This window comes from Streptomyces sp. NPDC037410 (assembly GCF_055602235.1).
In genome coordinates, this window is record NZ_JBVJWR010000007.1 from 72,062 (window position 1) to 96,996 (window position 24,935).

The 24,935-nt window shown below is 68.7% G+C and carries 23 protein-coding genes, 1 tRNA gene, 1 pseudogene and 1 riboswitch; of the genes and pseudogenes, 11 read left to right on the forward strand and 14 right to left on the reverse strand.

All coding sequences use genetic code 11. From position 1 onward, the window contains the following. The first annotated feature begins 5 nt into the window (after positions 1-5). The gene (gene rdgB, locus ACZ7HT_RS13620; protein ID WP_471164223.1) at positions 6-614 is read left to right on the forward strand and encodes an RdgB/HAM1 family non-canonical purine NTP pyrophosphatase; all 609 of its coding nucleotides are present in this window, start codon (positions 6-8) and stop codon (positions 612-614) included. Positions 615-671: 57 nt separating this feature from the next. Here rdgB and ACZ7HT_RS13625 read toward each other — a convergent pair. The 4 genes from ACZ7HT_RS13625 to ACZ7HT_RS13640 form a co-directional block, all read right to left on the reverse strand. Beyond that, a tRNA-Leu gene (locus tag ACZ7HT_RS13625) sits at positions 672-754 on the reverse strand. 49 nt (positions 755-803) lie between these two features. After that, complete coding sequence (locus ACZ7HT_RS13630) at positions 804-1,058, reverse strand: HNH endonuclease signature motif containing protein (RefSeq protein ID WP_471164226.1); 255 nt, start codon at positions 1,056-1,058, stop codon at positions 804-806. 12 nt (positions 1,059-1,070) lie between these two features. Continuing rightward, complete coding sequence (locus ACZ7HT_RS13635; protein WP_471164229.1) at positions 1,071-1,730, reverse strand: hypothetical protein; 660 nt, start codon at positions 1,728-1,730, stop codon at positions 1,071-1,073. Between the two features lie 173 nt (positions 1,731-1,903). Continuing rightward, positions 1,904-2,662 (reverse strand): DeoR/GlpR family DNA-binding transcription regulator, encoded by a 759-nt coding sequence (locus tag ACZ7HT_RS13640; RefSeq protein WP_471164232.1) that lies wholly within the window; start codon positions 2,660-2,662, stop codon positions 1,904-1,906. Between the two features lie 111 nt (positions 2,663-2,773). Here ACZ7HT_RS13640 and ACZ7HT_RS13645 point away from each other — a divergent pair, with 111 nt between their 5' ends. Then, the gene (locus ACZ7HT_RS13645) at positions 2,774-3,475 is read left to right on the forward strand and encodes an NUDIX domain-containing protein (RefSeq protein WP_471164234.1); all 702 of its coding nucleotides are present in this window, start codon (positions 2,774-2,776) and stop codon (positions 3,473-3,475) included. Positions 3,476-3,546: 71 nt separating this feature from the next. Here ACZ7HT_RS13645 and bcp read toward each other — a convergent pair whose 3' ends face one another. Further along, a complete protein-coding gene (bcp, locus tag ACZ7HT_RS13650) occupies positions 3,547-4,014 on the reverse strand; it encodes a thioredoxin-dependent thiol peroxidase (RefSeq protein WP_471164237.1) in 468 nt (155 codons plus the stop codon). Positions 4,015-4,149: 135 nt separating this feature from the next. Between bcp and ACZ7HT_RS13655 the strand changes: the two genes are divergently transcribed. The 3 genes from ACZ7HT_RS13655 to ACZ7HT_RS13665 all read left to right on the forward strand — a co-directional run bounded on the left by ACZ7HT_RS13655 (position 4,150) and on the right by ACZ7HT_RS13665 (position 5,358). Beyond that, positions 4,150-4,470 carry a DUF3618 domain-containing protein gene (locus ACZ7HT_RS13655; protein ID WP_471164239.1) on the forward strand — a complete coding sequence of 107 codons (321 nt, stop codon included), beginning with the start codon at positions 4,150-4,152 and terminating at the stop codon, positions 4,468-4,470. 46 nt (positions 4,471-4,516) lie between these two features. Continuing rightward, entirely contained in the window at positions 4,517-4,855 is a 339-nt protein-coding gene (locus tag ACZ7HT_RS13660) for a GroES family chaperonin (RefSeq protein ID WP_471164241.1), read from the forward strand. 55 nt (positions 4,856-4,910) lie between these two features. Further along, positions 4,911-5,005: riboswitch (guanidine-III (ykkC-III) riboswitch) on the forward strand. A 32-nt stretch (positions 5,006-5,037) separates the two neighbouring features. Continuing rightward, on the forward strand, positions 5,038-5,358 hold the full coding sequence (locus tag ACZ7HT_RS13665) for a DMT family transporter (RefSeq protein ID WP_471164244.1): 321 nt from the start codon (positions 5,038-5,040) through the stop codon (positions 5,356-5,358). Here ACZ7HT_RS13665 and ACZ7HT_RS13670 read toward each other — a convergent pair. Further along, positions 5,352-7,508, reverse strand: coding sequence for a transglycosylase domain-containing protein (locus tag ACZ7HT_RS13670; protein ID WP_471164246.1), 2,157 nt, complete (start codon positions 7,506-7,508; stop codon positions 5,352-5,354). The two genes, ACZ7HT_RS13665 and ACZ7HT_RS13670, sit on opposite strands and share 7 nt — an antisense overlap. 147 nt (positions 7,509-7,655) lie before the next feature. On the opposite strand from ACZ7HT_RS13670, the gene ACZ7HT_RS13675 reads away from it, so the two are divergent. The 4 genes and pseudogenes from ACZ7HT_RS13675 to ACZ7HT_RS13690 all read left to right on the forward strand — a co-directional run. Further along, positions 7,656-8,456 (forward strand): ABC transporter permease, encoded by an 801-nt coding sequence (locus tag ACZ7HT_RS13675; RefSeq protein WP_471164851.1) that lies wholly within the window; start codon positions 7,656-7,658, stop codon positions 8,454-8,456. Positions 8,457-8,463: 7 nt separating this feature from the next. After that, positions 8,464-9,303, forward strand: a complete 840-nt coding sequence (locus ACZ7HT_RS13680) for an ABC transporter permease (protein WP_471164249.1) — start codon at positions 8,464-8,466, stop codon at positions 9,301-9,303. 6 nt (positions 9,304-9,309) lie between these two features. Next, the gene (locus tag ACZ7HT_RS13685; RefSeq protein ID WP_471164252.1) at positions 9,310-10,290 is read left to right on the forward strand and encodes an ABC transporter ATP-binding protein; all 981 of its coding nucleotides are present in this window, start codon (positions 9,310-9,312) and stop codon (positions 10,288-10,290) included. Positions 10,291-10,302: 12 nt separating this feature from the next. After that, positions 10,303-11,571 (forward strand): annotated as a pseudogene (locus tag ACZ7HT_RS13690) (DUF445 domain-containing protein); the annotation flags it as partial. Between the two features lie 67 nt (positions 11,572-11,638). Here ACZ7HT_RS13690 and ACZ7HT_RS13695 read toward each other — a convergent pair. Then, positions 11,639-11,941: a hypothetical protein gene (locus ACZ7HT_RS13695; protein WP_471164256.1), complete on the reverse strand. Its 303-nt coding sequence runs from the start codon at positions 11,939-11,941 to the stop codon at positions 11,639-11,641. A gap of 50 nt (positions 11,942-11,991) precedes the next feature. Next, positions 11,992-12,855 (reverse strand): hypothetical protein, encoded by an 864-nt coding sequence (locus ACZ7HT_RS13700; RefSeq protein WP_471164258.1) that lies wholly within the window; start codon positions 12,853-12,855, stop codon positions 11,992-11,994. Positions 12,856-13,007: 152 nt separating this feature from the next. Here ACZ7HT_RS13700 and ACZ7HT_RS13705 point away from each other — a divergent pair, with 152 nt between their 5' ends. Next, on the forward strand, positions 13,008-13,808 hold the full coding sequence (locus tag ACZ7HT_RS13705; protein WP_471164261.1) for an alpha/beta fold hydrolase: 801 nt from the start codon (positions 13,008-13,010) through the stop codon (positions 13,806-13,808). Between the two features lie 1,177 nt (positions 13,809-14,985). Then, positions 14,986-15,258 (forward strand): hypothetical protein, encoded by a 273-nt coding sequence (locus ACZ7HT_RS13710; protein WP_471164263.1) that lies wholly within the window; start codon positions 14,986-14,988, stop codon positions 15,256-15,258. Positions 15,259-15,338: 80 nt separating this feature from the next. Here ACZ7HT_RS13710 and ACZ7HT_RS13715 read toward each other — a convergent pair whose 3' ends face one another. The 6 genes from ACZ7HT_RS13715 to ACZ7HT_RS13740 are packed head-to-tail and all read right to left on the reverse strand — an operon-like array spanning position 15,339 to position 24,862. Continuing rightward, on the reverse strand, positions 15,339-16,691 hold the full coding sequence (locus ACZ7HT_RS13715; protein WP_471164266.1) for a DNA cytosine methyltransferase: 1,353 nt from the start codon (positions 16,689-16,691) through the stop codon (positions 15,339-15,341). A gap of 9 nt (positions 16,692-16,700) precedes the next feature. Further along, the gene (locus tag ACZ7HT_RS13720) at positions 16,701-18,422 is read right to left on the reverse strand and encodes a DUF6339 family protein (protein ID WP_471164268.1); all 1,722 of its coding nucleotides are present in this window, start codon (positions 18,420-18,422) and stop codon (positions 16,701-16,703) included. Further along, positions 18,422-19,318, reverse strand: a complete 897-nt coding sequence (locus ACZ7HT_RS13725) for a hypothetical protein (RefSeq protein ID WP_471164271.1) — start codon at positions 19,316-19,318, stop codon at positions 18,422-18,424. The genes ACZ7HT_RS13720 and ACZ7HT_RS13725 overlap by 1 nt, the downstream gene beginning before the upstream one ends. After that, the gene (locus tag ACZ7HT_RS13730) at positions 19,315-21,297 is read right to left on the reverse strand and encodes a hypothetical protein (protein ID WP_471164274.1); all 1,983 of its coding nucleotides are present in this window, start codon (positions 21,295-21,297) and stop codon (positions 19,315-19,317) included. The genes ACZ7HT_RS13725 and ACZ7HT_RS13730 overlap by 4 nt, the downstream gene beginning before the upstream one ends. After that, complete coding sequence (locus ACZ7HT_RS13735) at positions 21,294-22,319, reverse strand: PD-(D/E)XK motif protein (protein ID WP_471164277.1); 1,026 nt, start codon at positions 22,317-22,319, stop codon at positions 21,294-21,296. Before ACZ7HT_RS13735 ends, ACZ7HT_RS13730 begins: the two co-directional genes overlap by 4 nt. Continuing rightward, positions 22,316-24,862, reverse strand: coding sequence for a Z1 domain-containing protein (locus ACZ7HT_RS13740; protein WP_471164279.1), 2,547 nt, complete (start codon positions 24,860-24,862; stop codon positions 22,316-22,318). Before ACZ7HT_RS13740 ends, ACZ7HT_RS13735 begins: the two co-directional genes overlap by 4 nt. Between the last annotated feature and the right edge of the window lie 73 nt (positions 24,863-24,935).

Genomic DNA, 24,935 nt, shown 5'->3' on the forward strand with positions numbered 1-24,935 from the left:
TGGGCATGACCCGACAGCGCCTGATCCTCGCCACCCGCAACGCGGGCAAGATCACCGAACTCCACGCGATCCTCGCCGACGCGGGCCTCGACCTCGAACTCGTAGGCGCGGACGCGTACCCGGAGATCCCCGACGTCAAGGAAACAGGCGTCACCTTCGCCGAGAACGCCCTCCTGAAGGCCCACGCCCTGGCCCGGGCCACCGGCCTCCCGGCCGTGGCCGACGACTCGGGCCTCTGCGTCGACGTCCTGAACGGCGCCCCCGGCATCTTCTCGGCCCGCTGGGCAGGCGCCCACGGCGACGACCGCGCGAACCTGAACCTCCTGCTGGCCCAGCTCTCGGACATCGACGACGCCCACCGAGGAGCCCACTTCGCCTGCGCGGCGGCCCTGGCGCTCCCGGACGGCACGGAACGAGTGGTCGAAGGCCGCATGGAGGGTGTACTGCGCCACGCCCCGGTCGGCACGAACGGCTTCGGCTACGACCCGATCCTCCAGCCGAAGGGGTACGACGTCACCTGCGCGCAGCTGACCCCGGCCGAGAAGAACGCGATCAGCCACCGAGGCAAGGCGTTCAGGGCCCTGGTGCCCGTGGTGCGGGAACTGCTGGGCTGAGCAGGCGCAGCGAAGGCCTCACCCGAGTTTGAGTGAGGCCTTCGAATCGATGGTTCGTGCGGCCTGAGGGATTCGAACCCTCACGGGATTGCTCCCATCGCGCCCTAAACGCGAGGCGTCTGCCGTTCCGCCAAGGCCGCTGGACGCCTGTCATGGTAGCGGGCGGGCGGCGGCTTGGGGCAGGGGTGTCTAGACCGACTGGCGGCGGTTCCCTCCTCGGCACCATGTGTCGGTCATCGAGTGGCAGTTGGGGCACAGGTAGCGAAGGTTCTCGCGACGGTTGTCGAGCCAGTTCCCGTTGATGTGGTCGATCTGCAGGGTGATGGTTCGGCCCCGCCACGCGCCCTCGTTCCCGCACTCGACGCAGCGATACGGGACGCCCACCTCGGCGAGGGCACGTTGGAGCCGGTCGCGGTTCTCGCGTGACGATCCTTCCGGGCGCACCCGGAAGGATCGTCACGCGATGGCTTTCGGTGCCACGACTCGCACGGTGCCCCATGTGCGGCGTTTGAAGTGCGACGTGTCCAGGCCCAGTTCGGCCACCCGTCGGCGCACCCGGCGATGATTCTGGTCGCTCACGGGGAGGCTGAGCGTGCGTATCACATCGGCGAAGCTGGCCGCAGCGGTCACTGCTGCCAGTAGGCGATCCTCCGGCACTGTGGCGCGCCTGTGGGTGAAGTGAGCGATGTCGATCCCGCGCACGTCGAGCATGTGCCTCAGTGTGGCGCGGGACCGGCTGTCATCAGCCACGCCCAGAAGCCGGGCCGTCTCTCTGACGCTGTGCGTGGATGCTGCGGCCGCCCGGAGCTCGCCTGTGGTGAACGGGAGGTCGGTGATCGAGCGGTTCAGTCCGGGGAAGTGGCTCACGTCGATTCCGGCCGCCGCGATTCGCCGCCGGATGTGCGAGAGCGTTCCTGTGGCCGGTGGCACGCCGAGCTTCTGTACGACTTCACGCAGCGTTGTCGAGGAGGCGACCGCGTCGGCGATGACGCTGTCCGTGTACTTGCGCCAAGGGCTGCGCTGCTTGAAATGGCTGGTGTCGATGTCGTACTCGGCGACCTTCGCCTGCAGCGTCCGGCGCCGTCCGCCGCTCTCGCCGACTCCGAGGCGGCGCATGAGGTCCGCCCACCCCTTCGACTCCGCCACGGCGGCGCTGAGCCGCTCCCTCGTATACGCGCTCGTCCCCATCGAGTCGTCCCCTCCCCAGTACGGATCTCGTACGGACTAACGACCCGAATATCGGACGGTCACGTCATATCGCGTACGAATATCGTGTCGGGGCGGGCTCGTCAGTCGGCCGTCAGGATTTCGATGCCCTGTGTCGTGAGCTGGTCGAGGACCGGGTCGTCCGGGGCGGCGTCCGTGATCAGGCCCGTGATCTCCTCCCAGGGCAGGACCCGGAAGCGTGACGCCGTGCCGATCTTCTCCGAGGAGGCGAGGACGTACGTGTCCGCGGCCCGTCCCGCCAGGGTGCGCTTCATCGCCGCCTCCTCCGCGTCGCCGGTCGTCAGTCCCGCCTCGGGATGCACCCCCGTGACGCCGAGCAGGCACAGGTCGGCGGAGACGTTCTGCGCGGCCTCGACCGCCGCCGCGCCGCACGCGACCGCCGAGTGCTTGAAGATGCGCCCGCCCAGTAGGAAGACCTCCGCCCGAGGGTGGTCGAGCAGGGCCGCCGCGATCGTCGGGCTGTGCGTGATCACCGTGCAGTCCAGGTCCTGGGGGAGTGCCCGCGCGACGGCCAGCGCGGTGGTGCCGCCGTCGAGGATCACGGCGCCGCCGGGTCGTACGAGCCCGGCGGCCACCGCGGCGACCTTCCGTTTGCCGTCCGGGGCCACGGTCTGCCGGGCCCGGTAGTCGACCACGGCCGGCGACACGGGCAGCGCTCCGCCGTAGACCCTCTGGCACAGTCCCTCGGCCGCGAGATCGCGCAGGTCGCGCCGCACGCTGTCCTCGGAGATCCCCAACGCCGCGGCGACGTCCTTGGCGACGATCTTGCCCTCGCGGGCGAGCAGGTCCAGCAGGTGGTCCCGCCGTTCGGCAGCCAGCATCCGTACTCTCTCCTGTTCTTGCACGTTTCTGCATGTATCGTAGCGCGCCATGACCGACGACAAGCACGACGACGTCGCCCAGATCCCGCCCCGTGCCCCGAGGGAGGCCGCATGACCTCCCTCCCCGCCGACCCCCGCGACCAGCCCGACCGGCCCGGCCTCGACGTCCCCGACCGCCGCGGGCGCACCGGCCTCGACCGGGCCGGGCGCGGCCTCGGCCGCAATCCCGATGTCGTCGTCCGTGACGTCGAGCTCACCTCCCAGGGCTGGCACGTCCTGCGCCGCACCACCCTCGACTACCGTCGCCGCGACGGGCGGCTGGTCACCCTGCAGCGCGAGACGTACGACCGGGGCGACGGCGCGGTCGTCCTGCCGTACGACGCCGAGCGCGGCCGCGTCCTGCTCACCCGGCAGTTCCGCTACCCGGCGTACGTCAACGACCATCCCGACGGCATGCTCGTCGAAGCGGCCGCCGGGCTGCTCGACGCGGACGATCCGCCGGCCGCCGTCCGCCGCGAGAGCGCCGAGGAGCTCGGTGTCACCCTCGGCCCGCTCACTCACGTCCTCGACGCGTACATGAGTCCCGGCTCCGTCACCGAGCGCCTGCACTTCTTCGCCGCTCCCTATACCCCGGCCGACCGGACCGGGCCCGGCGGCGGTCTGGAGGAGGACGGCGAGGACATCGAGGTCCTCGAACTGCCCTTCGCCGAGGCCCTCGCCATGACCCGGGACGGTCGGATCGTCGACGGCAAGACCGTCCTGCTCCTGCAGTGGGCGGCCCTGGACGGGCCCTTCGCCCCCGCGCCCCGCTGACCCCTCTCCGGTATGGACGCCGAAGGCCCACCCCTCTCGGGGCGGGCCTTCGGGAGGGAGGGCGGAGGGGCTCAGACGGACAGGTCCCTCATGATCTTGGCGACGTGGCCCGTGGCCTTGACGTTGTAGAAGGCGTGCTCGACCTTGCCGTCCTCGTCGACCACGACCGTGGAGCGGATCACGCCCGTCACCACCTTGCCGTACAGCTTCTTCTCGCCGAAGGCGCCGTACGCCGCCAGGGTCTCCTTCGACGGGTCGCCGACCAGCGTGACCTTCAGGTTCTCCTTCTCGCGGAACTTCGCGAGCTTCTCCGGCTTGTCGGGCGAGACGCCGATGACGTCGTAGCCGGCGGCGGCCAGGACGTCGAGGTTGTCGGTGAAGTCGCACGCCTGCTTGGTGCAGCCCGGGGTGAGCGCCGCCGGGTAGAAGTAGACGATGACCTTGCGGCCCTTGTGGTCCGCGAGGGAGACCTCGTTGCCGTCCGCGTCGGGAAGGGTGAAGGCGGGGGCGGTGTCGCCGGGCTGCAGTCGCTCGCTCATGGCTGGCTCTCCTCGGAATGTTCGCGTACGCATTCCAGAGCCTAATGGGCGCTAATGGGGGTCTGGGGCGACCCGATCGCGGCGGAGCTGACAGACTGAGCGTCAACGACCGATTACGACTACGGAGGCAGCGCGGTGTCGGAGGCCAGGACCCCTGCGCAGATCGAGGCGGACATCGTCCGCCGGCGCGAGCAGCTCGCCGTCACTCTCGACGAGATCGGCATTCGGATGCACCCGAAGACGATCATCGGGGACGCCAAGGCGAAGGTCGCGGCGTCCGTCGACCAGACGGCCGGACGTGCCTTCGTCGCCGTCAACCGGGTCGTTTCCGACGTGAAGGCGCGCTTCACCCACGAGGACGGCGCGCCGCGCCTGGAGCGGGTGGTCCCGGCGGCCGTCGTGGCCCTCGCCGTGGTCGGCCTGATCGTCTCGTCGTCCCGCAGGCACAAGGCGTGACGCGACCTGGCGACGGGCGACACGCCCGGGCAGGTAGGTTCACAGGGTGAGCGAGAACACGCACGACAAGCTGCCCATCCGGATGCTCCACGACCGGGTCCTGGTCCGCACCGACTCCCCGGAGGGTGAGCGGCGTTCCGGCGGGGGCATCCTGATCCCGGCGACGGCCGCCGTCGGCAAGCGTCTGGCCTGGGCCGAGGTGGTCGCGGTCGGTCAGAACGTCCGTACCGTCGAGATCGGCGACCGGGTGCTGTACGACCCCGAGGACCGCGCCGAGGTCGAGGTCCGGGGTGTCGCGTACATCCTGATGCGGGAGCGCGATCTGCACGCGGTGGCCGCGGACCGGTTCATGGGGACGACGGACTCGACCGGCCTGTACCTGTAAGCCCTGTAAGCACGAGAAGGCCCTGGTGACCGGAGTCACCGGGGCCTTTGCCTGTTCTTTGCTAGCCTGGAACCACCCCGACGAGACGCGCCGTACCGGGTTCACCCGACTGGGTTCATCCCTACCGGGTTCACGACAAGACGACGCACCCCTGTTGATCCGTCTCGCGGAGGTGTCTCGTCATGGCCTGGGTTCTGCTCGTCGTCGCCGGTCTGCTCGAAGTCGGCTGGTCCATCGGCATGAAGTACACCGACGGCTTCACCCGGCTCTGGCCCAGCGTCCTCACCGGCGCCGGGATCGTCGCCTCCATGATGCTGCTGTCGCAGGCGGCCAAGACGCTGCCGATCGGTACGGCGTACGGCGTGTGGGTCGGCATCGGCGCGGCCGGTGCGGCGGTGCTCGGCATGGTGGTGCTCGGTGAGCCGGCGACCGCCGCCCGTATCTTCTTCGTCGGTCTGCTGCTCGTCGCCGTGGTGGGACTCAAGGCGACCAGCGGTCACTGACGCGGAGTGTGTGAGGGGCCGCGGTGCGCCGCTCCCGGTCCCGCCTCGCCCGTCTCGTACCAGCCCTCCGCCCCGTCCGTCGTGGAAGGGGCGGGCGGCTCCGCCCCCGGCATCAGCCGGAGTTCGAAGTCCCGGGCCGGTGTCCCGTCCAGGGCCTCGCGGGTGAACCGGCCCCAGATCTCGGCGGGCGCCCCGCCGCCGTCCATGCGCGGCCGGCCCAGGGCGCCGTACAGGGATTCCTGCGAGCCGGACTCGGGGTCCTGGCCCATGAGCGCGACGACCGTGGCGAGTTCCGGGGTGTAGCCGGCGAACCAGGCGGCCTTGTCGTCCTCCGCCGTGCCCGTCTTGCCGGCGGCCGGGCGGCCCGCGGCCTGCGCGGCCGTGCCCGTGCCCGTCTCGACGACGCTCCGCAGGACCGATGTGGTCGTGTCGGCGGCCTCGCGGCTGACCGCCTGCCGGCGGGGGACGGCGGGCAGGTCGAGCCGCCGGCCGTCGCGGCTGATGTCCTCGACGAGGCGGTACGTGCCGTTCCGGCCGTGCGCGGCGAGCGTCGCGTACGCGGAGGCCATGTCGAGGACGCTGGCGGTGGCGGGGCCGAGGGCGATGGAGGGGGAGGCGGTGAGGTCGGGGGTGGAGCCGGGCAGGCCGAGGGCGATCGCGGTGTGCCGTACCTGCGTGGGACCGACGTCGACCGCCATCTGGGCGTAGACGGTGTTCACCGACAGGTCGGTGGCGGCGCCGACGGCGATGTCGCCGTAGCTCGCGTCGTCCTCGTTGGCGGGGTCGTACGGGCTGCCGTTCCACCCTTCGACCGGGCGCCGGTTGGTGCCGTCGTAGAGGGTGTACGGGGTGATGGGCTGGCCCTGCTGGGTCTGGGCGCCGTTCTGCACGGCGGCCGTGAAGACGAAGGGCTTGAAGGTGGAGCCGACCTGGTAGTCGCGGCGGGTGGCGTTGTTGACGTACTGCTGGGTGTAGTCGACGCCGCCGTACATGGCGAGGACCTTGCCGGTCGCCGGGTCGACGGCCGCGGCCCCGACCCGTACGTACCGGTCGGCGGGGGCGCTCGCCGGGTCGAGGCGGGAGACGACCCGGTCCTCGACGGCGTCGACGAGGGCCTCCTGCTTGGCGGGCTCCAGGGTGGTGGTGATGCGGAAGCCGCCGCCGGCGAGGGTCTTCTCGTCGACGATCCCGTGGTCGGTGAGGTACTCCTCGACGGCCTGCACGAGGTAGCCGCGCTGGCCGGAGAGGGCGGTCGCGGCGCGGGCGGTCTGGGGGGCGGGGAAGCGGGCGGCGGCGCGGGCGGCGGGGCTGAGCCAGCCCTCGCCGACCATGCCGTCGAGGACGTAGTGCCAGCGGGCGAGGGCCTTGGCCCGGTTCTCGGGGTGGGTGGTGACGTCGTAGGCGCTGGGGGCCTTGAGGAGGGAGGCGAGGTACGCGCCTTCGGCGGTGTCGAGCCGCTCGACGTCCTTGCCGTAGTAGGCGCGGGCGGCGGCCTGGATGCCGTACGCGTTCCGGCCGAAGTAACTGGTGTTCAGATAGCCCTGGAGGATCTCCTCCTTGCTCTTCTCGCGGCCGAGCTTGAGCGCGATGAAGAACTCCTTGGCCTTGCGGCTGAGGGTCTGCTCCTGGCCCAGGTAGTAGTTCTTGACGTACTGCTGGGTGATGGTGGAACCGGACTGGCGGCCCTTGCCGGTGACGGTGTTCCAGGCGGCGCGGACCATGGCCTTGGGGTCGACGGCGCGCGAGGTCTGGAAGTCGCGCTCTTCTGCGGCGAGGACGGCCCGCCGGACGGGGAGGGGGACCTGGTCGAGGCGGACGCTCTCGCGGTTGACCTCGCCGTCGCGGGCGAGGGGGGTGCCGTCCCGGTAGAGGTAGACGTTGGACTGGGCGACGGCGGCGGCGTTGGCGGGCGGGATCTCGACGAGGAGGTAGCCGGCGGCGAAGGCGCCGGCGAGCAGGAGCGCGCCGAACAGGAGGGGCCCGAGGAGGGTCCGCAGGACGCGGCGGGGGCGGCGACGGCGCTTCGCCGGGGCGGGGAGGGTGGGGTCCCGGGGTTCCCAGCCGTTCGGATGGGGATCGTCGTCGCTGGTATCGCTGGTATCGCTCATACCGGAGGAACTGGTATCACTCATACCGGAGGAAGGGGACATAGCACCACATACTGCACGGAATGCTGTGGAACTCCCCGGAACTCCCTCAAGCGACCCGAAGGTGGCGCGAAAACCGCTCGCGGCGCGCCGGGCGGGCCACTAGGGTCGTGCGCTTCGCCGTTTCACCGCTCGGAAGGGACAGGCATGCTGCGGCTGTACGCGACGGTGGCCGCGGGCGGATTCCGGCGCTTCGCCGCGTACCGCGTGGCCACGGCCGCGGGCGTCTTCACCAACACCGTCTTCGGCCTCGTCCTCTCCTCCACCTACATCGCCCTCTGGCACGAACGGCCCAGCCTCGGCGGCTACTCCATGGACGACGCCCTCGCCTACGTGTGGATCGGCCAGGCACTCATCACCGTCTGCGGACTCATGGGCGGAGGCTTCGAGGACGAGCTGATCGAGCGGATCAGGACCGGCGACATCGCCGTCGACCTCTACCGCCCCGCCGACCTCCAGGCCTGGTGGTTCTCGGCCAACGCCGGCCGCACCGCCTACCAGCTCCTCGGCCGCGGGGTCGCCCCGATGGCCGTCGGCGCGCTCGTCTTCCACTTCACGCTGCCGTCGGGGCCGGGCGGCTGGCTCGCGTTCCTGCTCGCGGTGGCGCTGGGCTCGGTGGTCGCCTTCGCGCTCTGGTACCTGGTGGCGATGAGCGCGTTCTGGCTGCTCGACGGCCAGGGAGTGGTGCAGGTGGCCTGGCTGGCAGGCCTGTTCTTCTCGGGGATGCTGCTCCCGCTGAACGTCTTCCCGGGCACGCTCGGCGAGCTCGCCCGGCTGCTGCCGTGGGCGTCGCTGCTCCAGGTGCCGGCCGATGTGTACCTGGGGAGGTACGAGGGCTGGGAACTGGCGGGGGCGTACGCCTTCCAGGGCTGCTGGGCGCTGGTGCTGCTGGGGGCGGGGAGGGTGGCGCAGGGGGCGGCGACGCGGAAGGTGGTGGTGCAGGGTGGGTAGTCCCTTCATGACGGACTCCGCACGCACGTACGGGGAGACGGGGATAAGGGCCTCCTGGCGCACGTACAGGATGGTCGCGGGCATGTGGATCCGCTCCACGATGGCGTACCGCTCCTCCTTCGCCCTGACCCTCGTCACCAACTTCTGCGTGACCTTCCTCGACTTCGTCGTCATCCTCCTGATGTTCGGTCAGGTGCGAGGTCTGGGCGGCTTCTCGTTCGCGGAGGTCGCCCTCCTCTACGGGACGGCCGGCACGTCCTTCGGGCTCGCCGACCTGACGATGGGCTCGCTCCAGCGGATGGGGAAGCGGGTCAGGGACGGCACGCTCGACACGTTCCTGATGCGCCCGGCGCCGCTGCTCGCGCAGGTCGCGGCGGACAGGTTCGCGCTGCGGCGGTTCGGCAGGGTCGCGCAGGGCCTGACGGTCCTGGTGTGGAGTCTGTTCCTCGTCGACGTGGAGTGGACGCCGCTGAAAGTGGTGCTGCTGCCGGTGACGGTGGTGTGCGGGGCGGTGATCTTCGGCGCGGTGATGGTGCTCGGCGCGTCGACGCTGTTCTGGATCCAGGACGCGGCGGAGGTCACGAACTCCTTCACGTACGGCGGGAACAACCTCCTCCAGTTCCCGCCGACGATCTTCGCGCAGGAGCTGGTGCGGGGTGTCGTGTACGTCGTACCGCTGGCGTTCGTGAGCTGGCTGCCCGCGCTGTACGTCCTGGGGAGGCCGATGCCGGCGGGGGTGCCGGAGTGGGCGGCGTTCGTGTCGCCGCTGGTGGCGGCGGTCTGCTGCGGGGTGGCGGGCCTTGCGTGGCGCGCGGGGATCCGCTCGTACCGATCGACGGGAAGCTGAGGCCGTATGCCCTTCATCGAACTGGACGCGATCGAGAAGACCTTCACGGTCCACCGCAGAACAGGCCTGCTACGCCGCGAGAAGCGGGAGGTCAGGGCAGTGGACGGCATCTCCTTCGCGGTCGAGCGCGGGGAGATGGTCGGCTACATCGGCCCGAACGGCGCGGGGAAGTCGACCACGATCAAGATGCTCACGGGCATCCTCACCCCCAGCGGCGGCCGGCTGCGGGTCGCGGGCATCGACCCGGCGCGCGAGCGCACGCGCCTGGCGCAGCGGATGGGGGTGGTCTTCGGCCAGCGCACCTCGCTCTGGTGGGACCTCCCGCTGAGGGACTCGTACCGGCTGACGCACCGCATGTACCGGATCCCCGATGCCCGCTACGAGGAGAACCTCGCCCGCTGCGTGGACCTCCTCGACCTGGGCGACCTGCTCGACGTGCCGGTACGGCAGCTCTCCCTCGGCCAGCGGATGCGCGGCGACATCGCGGCGGCGCTGCTGCACGATCCGGAGGTGCTGTACCTGGACGAGCCGACGATCGGCCTGGACGTGGTGTCGAAGGCGAGGGTGCGGGAGTTCCTGAAAGACCTGAACGCCACCCGGGGCACGACGGTGTTGCTGACCACCCACGACCTCACGGACATCGAGCAGCTCTGCTCACGGGTGATGGTGATCGACCACGGACGCCTGATGTACGACGGCGAGCTGGCCGGCCTGCACGCGGTGGGCGAGAGCGAACGGCTCCTGGTGGTGGACCTGGAGCGGGAACTGCCCCCGATCACGGACGTGCCGGGCGCCCGTTTCGTACGGTCGCAGGGCCCGCGTCAGTGGCTCGCGTTCCCGGCGACGGCATCGGCGGCCCCGCTGGTGGCGGCGGTGGCGTCGAGACATCCCCTCCTGGACCTCTCGGTGCGGGAGCCGGACATCGAGGCGGTGATCGCGAAGATGTACGGGGGAACTCGGGAGGACCGCCGGGAGTCCCTGAGGTAGGAGGTCGAGTCGATGGTGAGTTTCTCGTACACGGCTGCGGACGAGGAGAAGAGCAGAGGCGTCCGGCGCATGAAGACGCTGGCCACGTCCCTGCTGCTCGTCGTGGCCGTGATCTACGGCCTGGCGACCTGGGCGCGGAACGCGGGCTGGGGGGCCTGGGCGGGCTATGTCGCGGCGGCGGCGGAGGCGGGCATGGTCGGCGCACTGGCGGACTGGTTCGCGGTGACGGCGCTGTTCCGGCGCCCGCTGGGCCTGCCGATCCCGCACACGGCGATCATCCCGACGAAGAAGGACCAGCTGGGAGCGTCCCTGGGCACGTTCGTGGGCGAGAACTTCCTCTCGGCCGACGTCGTACGAGGCCGGCTGAAGGCCTTCGGGATCGGACGCCGCCTGGGGACGTGGCTGGCGGACCCGGCACACGCGGACCGGGTGACGGCAGAACTGTCGACGGCCCTGAGAGGCGCCCTCACCGTCCTGAGGGACGCGGACGTGCAGGCGGTGGTGGGGGAAGCGATCACGCGCCGCGCCGAATCAGCGGAGATCGCCCCTGGCCTGGGCAAGACCCTGGAGAAGATCGTCGCGGACGGAGCGCACCGCAGGGCGGTCGACCTGATCTGCACCCGGGCGCACGACTGGCTGGTCACGCACGGGGACTCGGTGATGGACGCGGTACAGGGCGGAGCGCCGGGCTGGACGCCGCGCTTCGTCGACCGCCGGATCGGCGAGCGCGTCTACAAGGAACTCCTCCGCTTCGTGACGGAGATGCGGGACATGCCGGGCCACCCGGCGCGCGGCGCGATCGACCGCTTCCTCGGCGACTTCGCGGCGGACCTCCAGGCGGACACGGACACCCGCGCCCGCGTGGAACGCCTGAAATCGGACCTCCTGGCCCGCCCGGAGGTCCAGGACATCATCGCCTCGGCCTGGTCCTCGGTCCGGTCCCTGATCATCGCGGCGGCCGAGGACGACCGCAGCCAGCTCCGCCTCCGCGCCCGCGCCTCCCTGATCTCCCTGGGCACCCGCCTGGCGACGGACGCGCGCCTGCAGGCGAAGGTGGAGGGCTGGGCGGAAGACGCGGCGGCGTACGTCGTGACGACGTACCGCCACGAGATCACGTCCCTGATCACGGACACGGTCGCCGGCTGGGACGCCACCCAGACCTCCCGCAAGATCGAGGCCAACATCGGCCGCGACCTCCAGTTCATCCGCATCAACGGCACGGTGGTGGGCGCGCTGGCGGGCCTGCTGATCTATGTGGTGAGCAGGGCGGTGGGGGGCTGAAGGTCCCTTTGGGGCGGGGTCAGGGGGGGGCAGGGTCAGGCCTTGGCTCGGGCGACGGCCCGGGAGGTCAGGCCTTCCCATGCGTCACGGCCCAGGAGGCGGCAGCCATCGCCCCGGCGACGGAGAACACGGCGGGCCAGGCCCCGATCTTCTTGGCGAGCGGGTGGGACCCGGCGAACGCGGCGACATACGCGGAGGTCAGCCCCACGGAAGCCTTCACCCCACCCACCTGCTGCCACTCCCGCGCGGCCACACCACCGGCGGCAGCAAGCACGACCCCACCCAGGGGCCGCTTCTTGGTCCACCGGGCAACGGCGTACCCACCGACGAGCCCGGCGGCGGCTATGGCGGGGGAGGGGATGCGGGGCATGGTGGGACCTTTCTGATCGGGTGGACGGAACGCCTTCGAGCGTACGGGAGTCATGTGAGGACCCTCAGGGCGCACTGGGGGCAGTGCGTCTCGTCGCCGAGGGGCCGGAAGAGCATGGGCTGGGTGTGGTCACCGGCGCACTCCCGAGCGCCTTGGAGCCGAGACGAAAGCGGGTTGGCGGGTGCGGGCGGGGGCAGTTCCCGGGCGGGTACGTCACGCAGCAGGTACCGCACCAGCCCACCGGGCCGGTGTACGGGTGTCCCGCCGGTCGGGAGGCAGCGCTGGATGTGTTCGTGGACGTCGGTGGAGGTGTGGCCGGCGTCGAGCCAGCGGGCGGCGAGGCGGGCGAGCTCGTCGCGCATGCCGGGTGGGATGTGGCGGAGGGCGGGGGAGAGGACGGGAAGGGCGGCGATGAGGGCGCGGGCGTCTTCGAGCCGAGGGGAGTCCTCGGCCTGGACCTCGGGGGGAAGGTTGGAGATGTCTTCCCCAGGGTCTTTGTCTGGATGACGGTCGGTGGGCGGGGTCACCGGGGCACCGGCGGCCGGTTCCTGAGGAGTCGGTGCGACCTGCAGGGAAGCGACGGGCTCTCGCGAGAGAAGCTTGGCGGCCTGCTCGGGAGTCAACGGCGAACCGGACCCAAGCTGTTGGGTGACCCACCGCCCTCCACCGACCTGGACGCGCCGCTCGTGCACGAAGCCTTCCTCCTTGAGCTGCCGCTTGGCGCGGGTGAAGGCGCATGCCCCGATCCGGGCACGTTCGGCGGTACGGGAGAGCGACTCGCGGGCGCCCTGGGGGAGGGAGAGTTGCCAGGTCAGAAGCCGAACGGCGTCGGAGCTGAGCCGGGGATGCCGAATGATGTCGTGCGAGAACTGGGTGAAGCCGCGCGAGGGCGCGTTAAAGTGCCGGTAGATCACGGTGGAACAAGCCTTCCACGAGTGGTTCAGGCCCTCGCCGATGGGTGCGAACCATCGGCGGGGGCCGTTTTGCGCGACCGTAACGCACCGAACGCGCCCGCATGGACACGGTGAGTGAAGATCGCCCATGTGGGTGACGCATACTGACGATCATGAGGTCGACGATCCCGCCGGAACCGAAGCGCGCGGCCCTGACAGTGGCTGGGCGTCGCTTGTCGTACCTGGATTTCGGCGGCCCAGGTCGCCCGCTGCTGACTCTGCACGGGCACTTCGCAGAAGGGCGAACCTTCACGCGCCTGGCGGGGGAACTGGGCAACCGCTGGCGGGTCATCGCCCTGGACCAACGCGGACACGGCCACTCCGACGTCGCACCCGACTACTCCCGCGCCGGCTACATCGAGGACGCGGCGGCCGTACTGGAACATCTGGGGATCGACTCGACAGTCGTACTCGGCCACTCGCTGGGAGGGGTCAACGCCTACCAACTCGCGGCACGGGTACCGGAGCTTGTGGACGCGTTGATAGTCGAGGACATCGGAGCGGAGATCGACGGAGACCTGTCCTTCACCGAGTCCTGGCCGCACCGAACACCGACCCGGGCCGAACTCCTAAAAGAACTGGGCCCGTCGGCGGGCCACGTCGTGCATGCGGTCCGTGAATACCCCGACGGATGGGGGATGTCCTTCGACCCGAAGGACATGAACGCCTCACAACGGCACCTCAATGGGAACCACTGGAACGACTGGCTGGCGAGCGACTGCCCGACCTTGCTCATCCGAGGCAGCCGCAGCTCGGTACTCAGCGCCGAACACGCAAAGGCCATGGCGGCAAGGCGCCCCCATACCTGCCTGATCGAACTCCCCACCGGACACACGGTCCACGAGACGGCCCCAGCGGATTTCGCGACAGCCGTCAGCAGGTTCCTAGGCTCACTCCCGGCGAGCCGCCCATGAGGGCGCGGGTGCGGCCGCCCTCTTTCCGAGTGTGGCGGCCTCCACCACCGCGTCAAGGGCGCTCCTTCGTCGCGTCGGCTTCGCCGATGGGCTCCGCCCACCCTTGACCCGGCACCGGAGCCCGCCTTTCCACACTCGGAGGGCGGCCGGGGGCGGGGCCACGCGTCCAGTCCGGGGGCCGCTTCCCGCCGTAGGCGGGTGGCAGGTGCCTGGTGGGCGGCGGGGCCGGGCATCGGTTGGGCGGGAGTCGGCCGCGCGCCAGGGTGGGTGGGGGCTGGGTTCGTAGCGGGGGTGGGTGGGGCCGGATCCGTCTCGTCGGGCGCGCGGCCGTTGAATGGGGCAGCCCGGCAGGGCTTAGCGGGTGTCGGTCGTCGGATGACTGGGCTTCATGCCCCGCTGGTCGCTGTGTGAGTGGTGGTTTCCCGCAGTAACTCGAAGTGGATGGGCGATGTGCCCCTTTTGGGGCCCTGGTTGGGGGCTGTTACCGGGAGTAGCGCGCAGTTATTCGCACCCCACCACCCACCGGCAATGACCAGCGGGGCATGAAGCCCCACCAACGGACCACGGACAGCCGCTAAGCCCTGCCGGGCCGCCCCAATTCAACGACAGCGCACCCCGAGCCGACGGAACCGGCCCCACCCACCCCCGTTACGAACCAAGCCCCCACCCACCCAGCCGCGCAGCCGACACCCGGCCCGCCGATGCCCGGCCTCGCCCCCACCCACAGGGGTGCTCCCCGCCTACGGCGGGAAGCACCCCCGGACTGGCGGCGTGGACCCCCACCCCCGGACCGCCCTCCGAGAGGTCTTTCGCTCCTGGAGGTGGCGGGTCAAGGGTGGCCGAAGGCCATCGGCGAAGCCGACTTGCCCTTGACGCGCCGCCGGAAGGAGCGACTCTCGGAAAGAGGGCGGTCCCACCAGAAGCCCACGAAGCAGGCCCACCTCGACGAGCCCCACCCGCGCCACCCGCACGGCGGGCGACCTGCGCTGGGTGCCGCTGCCCCGCGGCTCGCCGAGTCATGTGGAGGTTGCGGTAATCCCGTAGGGGCGCGAAGAGCCGTACGGCACGTACTGCGGGATCTCCTCGTGCGCGACCCACGCAATTCCGGCTGGAGGAGACGGGGATCGTCGCCGAGATCACGGGCTTCCTCTGCGTCTGTATCAACCCGAACCACATCGTGGCGTACACCGACGGCGAGGTCCGCCGACAGTGCGAGAACGCCTACATCCGCCGCCCCGTCGGCGGCGAGTCCACAGTTGACGACGAGGCCGACGGCGTCCGCTTCGTCCAGCCAGCCAGCCAGCCAGCCGACCTCGACCGGTACTACATCCCTGCCGGCATGCGCCAGCAGGTCGGCGACTACCTCATCGGCACCCATCCCTACCTCGGCGGATTTGGCAGAACCGCCCAAACTCGGCCCACGGCGGCGAAGATCTCCGGCGCAGCTTGAAGAGTCACTCCTTGAGGCCGTCCCGTCCCTACCGATCCAGAACCTCCGGGACACACTCCTCGGCCGATGTCGGCCAGGTGTCAGCCGCGCAGGAAGGCGTAGATGGCGGACGCTATCGCTCTGCCGAGGGGAATCGGTACTGCGTTTCCGATCTGCATGGCGATCTCCGTCTTGGAGCCGCACCATCGGAATGTGGCAGGAAAGCCCTGAATGCGGGCAGCTTCGTAATGAGTGATGGGCCGGTTCAATTCTGGGTGCAGGTATCGGCCCTTCTCGGGCTTGAAGAACTCGGTTCTGATCGTGACGGACGGCTCTCCGAAGCGGAGGCGCCCCATGACGTCGCCGGTGCCGGTGTTGTGATTGTCCCAGCTCTCCGTGGAAAGGGGGCGTACGAGGGTCTTCACCCCCGGAGGGTTCGGCTCCGTGAAGTACTTGATACTTCCGGATTCGTCGACGGTGAACCACCAGCCGCGCAGGTCCTTTCGGTTCCCGCCGGGTGGAATTTTACCGTAGCGCGCGAGCGAAAGGATCTCGGGATTGCGACGAATGTGAAGGTCTTCGGTGTCGAAGGCTCCTGGGACCACCGCGTCCACTTCGGTGATGTGGTCCTTGGTGTCAGGAAGTTCCGTTCCCTTGAGAGGGATCTCCGCTGATTCCTTGAATACGCTGTCAACGGCCTCCCAGGACTGGATGCCTCCGTCGACTCCGTCGAGCGGCTGAGCAGGCGTCTTAGCCGACTTCTTGGGGGCGCGGAAATGCGTCTGGGAGGGATAGGTCATAGCGCGGCTGTCCTCGATATCACGGCGCACGCCGATGACGATCGCGCGACGACGTGCCTGAACGGCCCCGTAGTTCGCAGAGTTGAGGAGATAGCGCCGGATCCTCTCCTCTTCGGTGTCGGACGGCTGGTGCCCGGGAGGGGCGACCAGTCGATAGTCGGCCAGCAACCCTCCGGGCTCTACTTCCTTCAGAAGATTCTGGAATTCGTCCGACTTGAGGAAGCGGTCGACGTTCTCGATCACGAAGAGCTTCGGGCGGACCTCCGCGACGATGCGGACGTACTCCTCCCAGAGGCGGTTGCGCTCACTCCCCTTCTTCTGGCGGTTCAACGCGGAGAACCCCTGGCACGGGGGCCCTCCGACGATGACGTCCGCGTGAAGGGTCTCCTTCGTCGGCTTCCACTCCTCGATGTCGCCGAAGTAGACCCGAGCCTCAGGGAGGCTCTTGTCGGGTCGACCGCTTCCGAAGTTCATCGCGTATGTCGCTGCCGCCGCCTTGTTGTGCTCGACCGCCGCGATGCTGTGGAATACGGGCCCGCTGTCGACCGTCCCGTCCGGCCTGAACTCGTGAAACCCCTGGGTGAAGCCGCCGCAACCGGCGAAGAGATCCAGGACGGTGATGGGCTCGGGGGTGATGGGACGGGGCGCGCGCATGGTGCGATCTTAGCTTCGCAGAGCCGCGGCGATGGCAAGTCCGACCGCCGTCGCCAGAGGAGGTGGCATGGCGTGACCGATCTGACGGTACCTGGACGTCTTGCCCCCCGCGAAGCTCCAGTCTGTGGGAAACGCCTGAATCATCGCGGTCTGCTCGACGGTCAGCTTGGGATGATCATCCGCAGGGAAGTCGAGGCCGGGCGGTTCGTCGCCGAGGCTGTTTCCGTTCACTCCCAAGGTGGCCCAGGCCTTCTTGCTGCCGGTGGGACCGAGGTCGGCACCGCCTCGGCGGTCGGACCCTCCGACCAGGGCCGGCGCGATCCGGTCGGCGTTCTTGATCCACTGTTCTGCACCGGGCCAGCCGCGTGAGGCCATCGAGGGCCCGAGCGCGTCACCGACCGTCGGCGGTACCGTGTCGTGGACCTTCGGCCACTGGAAACGCGAGAAGTATGGGTCTCGCAGCGCGATCAGGAAGCCGCTGCTCCGGTTCTGTGGGACGCCGAAGTCCGAGGCGTTGAGTACTCGCCAGCTCGAACGATAGCCCGCGCCTATCAGCTCCTCCTCGATCCAGGCGCGGTCCGCCGCAAAGGCGGGGCTCTCCACCAGATCGGGCACGTTCTCCAGGAGTACGGCCTTCGGCTTGATCGAGCACGCCAGCTCGACCGCAGCTCGAAGGACCCGCCGCTCCTCCGTGTCTTCAGCGCGTCCTACTGTGGCCGACGACTTCACACGAGGCAGTCCACCGCTCAAGAGATCGACACCGACGACGTCCGGACGCATACGGGCACGGAACTCCACGACATCCATGCAGACGACGTCCCAGCCGGGACGGTTGAGATCGATGGTGAAGCACGCATCGGCCTTGCTGTCGATGAGGAGCAACGGATCGAAGCCCGCCTGCTCAAGCCCGAGTGCCTGGGCCCCTGCTCCGGCGCAGATCTCGAGCGATTTGAACCGGGCCGTCCTCGCGGGAACGGAGGCAGGACGTTGAGCGTCTATGGACTCCTGCGCTACGGCACGAAGCTCATCGTCCAGGGCATCGTCCTCGATTCCATCGAAGAGCACGAAAGGCGCAAGTCGAAGCAGACGCTTGAGGAAATCGCGGAACGTCTCGCGCTCGTTCAGCCCCTGCAGATTCAGGTCGTTCCAGACACGGAGAATGGCACGCACCATATGGGGACTTCCGCCCAGAGCGGCACGGCGTGCATAGATCTGATCGAAGGCGGCCTCGCCGAGGATCTTGAGAGCCCCGTAGGGATTCTCTGTGTCACTCGAGCGCACCAGTTGCCCACGCCACCAGAGTCGGCCGAACACGTGCCGTGTGAGATCCGTACCGAGAACGCGGTCTCGCGGAGGGTGCGGATAACGCCAGTACGCGACATCAGGGAGTACAGCGATCGCGAGGAAGGCCCACACGTCTCGGGAGGCGGCCTCCGCGGGGACCATGCCCATTTCTGCATGCAGGAGCGCGGCCAGCGCGAGATCGAACTCGGTGTTGCGAGCTCGGTCGGACGAGTGGGGGAAGCCGGAGCGTTCGGCGAGCTCGACGACGGTCCGGCGGAGCTCTTTGAGCTGCTCTGCCGAGACTCGATCGCCGCCAGTGGCGACATAGACCGCCGACGGATGCGCGTAGGACACTCGCTCGGCGAGGTCGGGGATCGAGAGATCCCGGTACTCCTCGTAGAGCTGTCTGGCCTGCTGCGGCAGCAGACGCGGATAGAGAAGGCTCATCACGACACCTCGAAGATCTTGACGGCGGCCTGAAGGTCCGAGGCGAAGATCGCCGGTGACTGCAGACGGCGCAGCCGGACGTCGGTGATGGACTGACCTGGAAAGAGTTGGTCGAACAGACTCAGGAGGGTGGCGCCGAGGGAGTCCTCGGCGTAGTCGGACTCCTCTGAGAAGTCCTCATGGGACAGGGCGTATTCGATCATGACGCGAGCGGCATCCGCGTAGACCGCAGAGAGGACGACCTGGTCGACAGGGCGGGGCTTGTGGGCGTGCTCGAAGGCCGCGGTGGTGACCTTGTTCCGTTCGTTGACCAGGAGCAGGAGGGAACCCATCGTCGCGTTCTCCAGGCCACCGCTGATCTGCAGATGCCAGGCTGCACCGTCCGGGAAGGAGGTATTGGCGAAGTCGATCACAGCCATGGGGAACTGCGGCGCATCGCCCTGAAGGCGGACCGATTCCCGTTCGCTCCACAGGACGGAGCCGGCGCGACGCGGGGATGACGGACGGCCGTCGCTCCGACCTTCGGCAAGAAGCAAAGCCGTGTCGAGGATGAGGAGCCCGCCGAGATCTGCTCCAGGCAATCGCACATCGAGATCGACAGCGCAGACGCCGCGCTCGGTGAGTCGCACCCGGTGCCCCGGACCACTCAGGTTCGAGCCGCTGGCCGTCCACACCGTGGCCAGCATCAGGGCGGCTTCCTCAGGAAGGCCGCATTCAGTACGAACGCGATCGAGATCGATGCGCACGGTTCTCCGGAGAGCCAGGTCCATGCGGTAATCCCAATGCGGTAGCGCCTCGGGCAGGGGCATCTCTCCGTCTTCGACGACGAGGTGCCACGGTTCGGCAGCGACGACGTCTTCGGACGGGGTGCGGTACGGAAGAACGCGCAGACTCACGGTGTGCTCACCGCCTCCACTCTGATGCCGATCTCGGTCATCGTGTCCGGCGCGGGTTGCACGAGGGCCCGCCAGACGGATTCACCGCCGTCGATCACACAGGTCTCAGATGTGTGCAGGCGCCCGTCATCGTCCTCCCAGCCGACGAGCGTCGGCATCTGCGCCCCGATCGGCGGATCCGTCTCGCGGCCCCCTACTCCGGGCAGCGCCACAGCCAGATCGACATGGACCCGCTGCGCCATGGGTACAGGTAGGCGGAACTCCTGTACGAGCAGCGTCAGGTCGCCGCGATCGTCGTAGTAGGGATCGCCGACGTACTGGACTCTCGGCCGGCGGCGGCGTCCGGGGACGCCCGTCTCCGTCGTGTCGGTGAAGGCGGTACCTTCTCCGCCCCCGTCCCAGGTCTCGCGAGCGGTCTCCGCACCACGCCCTGATGCGGCGCCGCGGGAGTCGCCGCTGGGCGAGACCGCATTCCGTCCCCTGCTCGCGGCTTCCTGCGCTCCGACGCGTGTGGCCGTGCTTCCCGGCTTGGCGTAGGCGGTCGCGCCGCCGATGCCCCAGGATCCGCCGACCAGTCCCGAGAACAGTGTGCTTGCCGCTCCGAGTGCCACACTGCGCGCACCGGAGCGGGCGACCCCGCCGAGAGAGAGCAGTTGCTCGAGCGCCTCCTCGATGCGGCGGAACGTCGTGTGGACGAACGTGCTCTCCGGGCGCTCCAGCGACTGCGGATTCCAGGCGTCGTGAGTGGGAGGCTCGGCCTTGGCGTACACCTCGTCCATGGACTCGTCGGCCCGGAATACCCCGGCGTATGCGATGTTCTCGCTCGGAGGCTTCTGGCCTGCTCGGTAGGTGACGACCAGTTCGGCCGGCCGCATCAGACAGACGTGATGAACGAGACTCTCGATGTTCAGCATGCGTCCCGCACGGCTCGGCTCAAGCGGCGGTCGAATACGCTTCACCACTCCGAAGCGACCGAGATGGCGCTTGGGTTTGAGGCACTGCAGGTTGCGTCCGTCCGGTCCGTTCATCGCCTCGTAGGCGGAGACGAACATGTCGAGGGGCGCGGTCTCCCGCGGATCCGGGACCGGGTGATCGACTCCGTCGCAGGTGACCGAGAACCGCATGGCGGGGTTGACGCCCTCGGCGGAGATCATCTTCGGCCAGAGATGCCAGGCGATCGTGCCGGCCAGATAGTCCGCGGCCTCGGAGGGCTCCAGCTCGTCCAGGCTCGGGTCGATGACCACGACGGTCGTGCCGGTCTCACCGGCGGAGAATGCTCTCAGCCCGAGGCGACGCGCCACCGTGTCCGCATGTGTCCCCATCAGGGGCTCGATCACTTCGCCGGAGGCGTCGCCCCACCAGTGTCGCCCTGTGAAACGACGGTTCGATCCGTTCTGGACGGCCACGTGGCTCTTCCAGAGGGTGCACCCGATGAGCCGTGTCTCAAGCTCGCCCTGCGGAGTGCGGCATCGTGAGTGGACGAGAATCGTCCCCGGCTTGGACAGCAGATAGAAGATGCCCTTACCGAAGCCGTAGGTTCCGCCGCCCAGCGCCGTGTCGCGGGGCTCCCCGATATTGCGGATGAAGGAGACGAAGTCGCGATCACTCCCCACGGCGTCGTTGGCGCGGGTCGGGCCGCCCAGCCCGCGGGTCCCACGATCTGACACGGACAGAAGCCGGACCGGGCCGTGCCTGAGTGTGTCGCGCAGCGGGAATTCGTCTGCGTTCGCCGGTGCGCCGGAGAGGAGAAGCTCACGCCACGTACCGATGTGGGCCGGGCCGACGGTGGACACGTCGATGCGGTAGTCGACAGGTTCCGTAGAGGTGACGGAGCGGGCGTCCCAACTGTTCTGAGCCGACTCACGCACGAGGATGGTGAGCAGGTCGAGCTCGGGGCGACCGAGTTGATTGCGGATGCCTTCTGCGGCGCTCGCCCCTTCCGGCGGATATGGCTGGGAGAACCAGCGGGGCTCGATCACAGCGACTCCTGGACGATGTCGTCGATCACTCGTGACACCTCGTCGTCCGTCAGTGGAACGGGGAGGTCGCCGGAGAGATCGATCGTGTACTCGACGTTCTGGACGGACACCGAGAGCCCCGCCTCGATGAGACCCCTGGTCGTGAGGCCGGGAAACGTGGGACCCACGTCGTACCACCTCTCCTCTTCGATGAGGAACCGCGCGCCGCGGTAGCGGTCGGCGTCCGCGGAGCGATATCCGGCGGTCGCGAGCATTTCGAGGAGGGATCCCTCGTCGTCACAGAGCCTGCGGGCCCGATCGACGAGCTCGACGACGGATGTGCCGAGAGAGCCACCGGGTGTGGGCTGCAGACGGAACCACACGAGCGCGAGGGATCCGTCGTTCGGCCGATCGAGCTGATCGAGTCCGTGGATGCGAGGCCTTCGGCCGGAGGCGGTGCCGGCTTTCACCTCGATGGCCGTGGATCCGGATGAGAAGTCGTGCCGGTGCCCCTCGGGTCCAAGCCACAGGCGATGCGCACTCGGGTCCGTCCCCAACAGGCGGCAGAGAACGGTGAGCTCGCCGAAGAGGCCGGCGAGCTGCTCGCCGGTCAGAGGGCTGCCCTGAGTGCGGAAGAGTTCCTTCCAGCGGTCGAGGACGTGGTGGAGGGCCTTGAGTGGATTCTCGGGATGTCCCTCGGCCGTCCCCAACACGTCGACACACAGGTCGGTGAAGAGATCGTTGAGATCGCTTCGCAGGCATGCGAGGTCCGCGTATGTCTGGTAGGTGTCGGCATCCTCCAACGGACGCTTGCGCAGCTGAAGAACGGGCCCGTCCAGGCCGGGCCGTACTCGGCGATGTGCCGGTATCGGTACGAGGACGTGGCGGTGTCCGTCGTGGTCCACGGCCACCGCCAGCGGATTGTCGTGCTCGACGACGATCGGGAGGTGAGAGACGCGGAGGCGTCGCTCACCCGTGGTCCGTTCGGCTTCGAGTGCAGTCCAGCGTTCCTCGACGAGACTCCGCAGTATCTCCTCGCTCATGCGTCGTCGCTGTCGAGGATGCTGTAGTCCTCGTCCTCGAGGCGGATCTTCGACAGATCGGCCGAGATGTACTTCTCGACGGTGCTGTCGTGCAGGGGAGCCGGGAAGACCAGGCCAACGCCGACGACGTGTTCTTCGGCGTTCAACGCCTCACGCCTCAACTTCGAGGGGCTCGGCGTCGAGAGCTTGTCGATCGGGTACAGGACCAGCAGGCCGGTGTCGGGGAGCTCGAAACGGCGCCGTTCCATGATGGCCTCCTCCTTGAGACTCGAGACGTCCCCGTCGAGGTCCACCGCAGCGTCTCGACGGCTCATCAGTGTCTTGATGTCGGCGAGACCCGGGGTCGGATTCGACACGGAAAGCCGCGCGCGCACGTTGCGTCCGACGGAGACACCAGGAGCGAATTCGAAGTCCTCGCCGCGAGGGTTGCCGACGATGGCGACGTTCCACCGGCGAAGCGATCCAGCCGCTACCCGCTTCCGGATGTAGCCCGTCAGGAGGTCGGCATCGTTCTCCGGGGAGTGCTCGTGGAATCGGTAGGAGGACAGGAAGTCAAGGACCAGGTCGTAGGGGACACCGCGATACACGAACCGGCCTTCCGCGGGCCTCTTCTCGGCCGTGACGGCGTTCGCGACCGATGCGCCCACCAGATCACGGGCGGCGTCGATGTTTCCGCGCAGCCATTCCCCGTCGGTGTGGAAGTAGTGGGTCTGGACACGCTTGCCGCCATAGGAGGACGCCGCCGTCACGGCGTCACGCATCTTGGCCGCCGCCGTCACACGGAGCGCGGGGTGCGTCCGCAGACGTACCGCGAAGGTGAGCGGAGTCTCGTCCTCGGTCATGTAGATGTCGACGTCGCGGCGCATCTCGGTCTCGACGGTCGCGAGGTGCCGGAACCACTCGGCCAGCTCGTCCGTCATCCAGATCCGGGGGAGATCGGCGTAACCGTTCCGGAAGCCGAACCACCGGCCCATCTGAAGCAGAGTGTCGTACGCCGAGACGGCCCGAACGAAGTAGCTGACCGACAGGCCCTCGAGGGTCAGACCTCGTGACAGGGTGTTGCCGCCGACCGCGATCGCCGTGACCGGGCCGTTCTCGTAGTCCAGGCGGTCCTCGCTGTTCGAGTTGTCCATGATGATGCGGCAACTCTTCAGTACCTCGGGCAGTTCAGGCAGCAGCGCCTCGAACGGAACCTTGGTCTCGCCGAATTCCTCGGCGGGGACTTGAGCGGTCTCCCGATCCCACAGGTCACACAACCGGAGCAGCAAGGCGTCGTCCGACAGCGATACCGCGGTCTGATCACGCAGGTGCTCGAGCGGCCTGCGGAAGCTGTCGTGCACAGTGGTGTTGACGCTGGTGTGGATCAGCATCGTGTTGTGCTGGCTTCCCGAGCCGCGGACGCGCCGTGCGGCAGTGGCGAGCCAGAAGTACTCGATCGCAGTCCGCAGGGTGTCGGTGATGACCGGTTCGAAGCCCTCGACGTCCGCCTTCGTCGTGGGGCGCACGCAGGGCACGTCGTCCGTGGGCACGGACCGGATCATGTCGTGGCCGTCGTCGACCTGCTCGGGGTCCTCGCCGTCGAGGGCGTAGCGGCCGAAGAGGACCTCGGTGCCGAAGTGCCCCTGAGGTTTCGGCAGGTTGACCACGAAGTCCTTGGGATAGAGATCTTCCGCACCCGGATCGATCAGCAGGTTCGCGAACGGGGAGGCGGTGTATCCGACGTAGGCGCACCTCGGGAGGGTGCTCATGATGCTGAGGATCAGCGGATTGATCGACTTGGTGGCCACCGTGGCCTGGTCGGCCTCGTCGTCGATGATCAGCGTCGGGCAGTCCTTCAGGTAGTCGGACGCCTTTTCAAGCCATCGGAAGAGTTTGCGCAGCACCGCGGCGTTCTTCTTGACCACGCACAGCACGCGCGTCCCGTTGCTCTTACCGAAGTAGGAGGCGGGGTTCTCCCCGGGAGTGAAGTCCCGGTCGAGACCCGTCAGCTGCGACCACATCGCGGGGTTCGGCTCGACGAGCTGCTGCACGAGGCGTGCCTGGGTCTGCCGTCGCAGCCCGTTGTGGACGCCGGCAAGAACGATGAAGAGTTTGTAGCCGCGGTCGGCCGCTTTGGCGATGACGGAGGTGAAGTTGGTCGTCTTGCCCGACTGTACGTATCCGACGACGAGCCCGCGTGTCGAGAAGGACTTCTCCTTGGGGTGGTTCAGCAAGGAGACGATGCGGGTCGAAGAGTCGTCCAAGGACTTGATGGCAGGGTCCTCAGGCCATCCGTCCTTGCGAAGGATGTCGACGATCGCCGGCCAGCACTTGTCCTTGGCGTGCGGTCCGGTGTACCAGGTGTCGCGGTTGTCGAGGATGACCGCGTGAGGCTCCTCGAGCTCCTTGATGCGAATCGTCTGCTGCTCGTGACGCTCACGGATCTGCTGGATGATGTCCGAGCTGATGCCGAGCTGCTCCAGCCGCTTGACCGCTTCCGATGGGGGGAACGAGTCCAGGAGAGCCTTGAACGTGTCGTACATGCCGTCGAATGCCTCGGTCATGGGCGGTGACCGCTCCCCTGTCTCGTGCGCTTGAGGTCGATTGAACCCAGGGGCGCTCCGACGTCATGGGGGG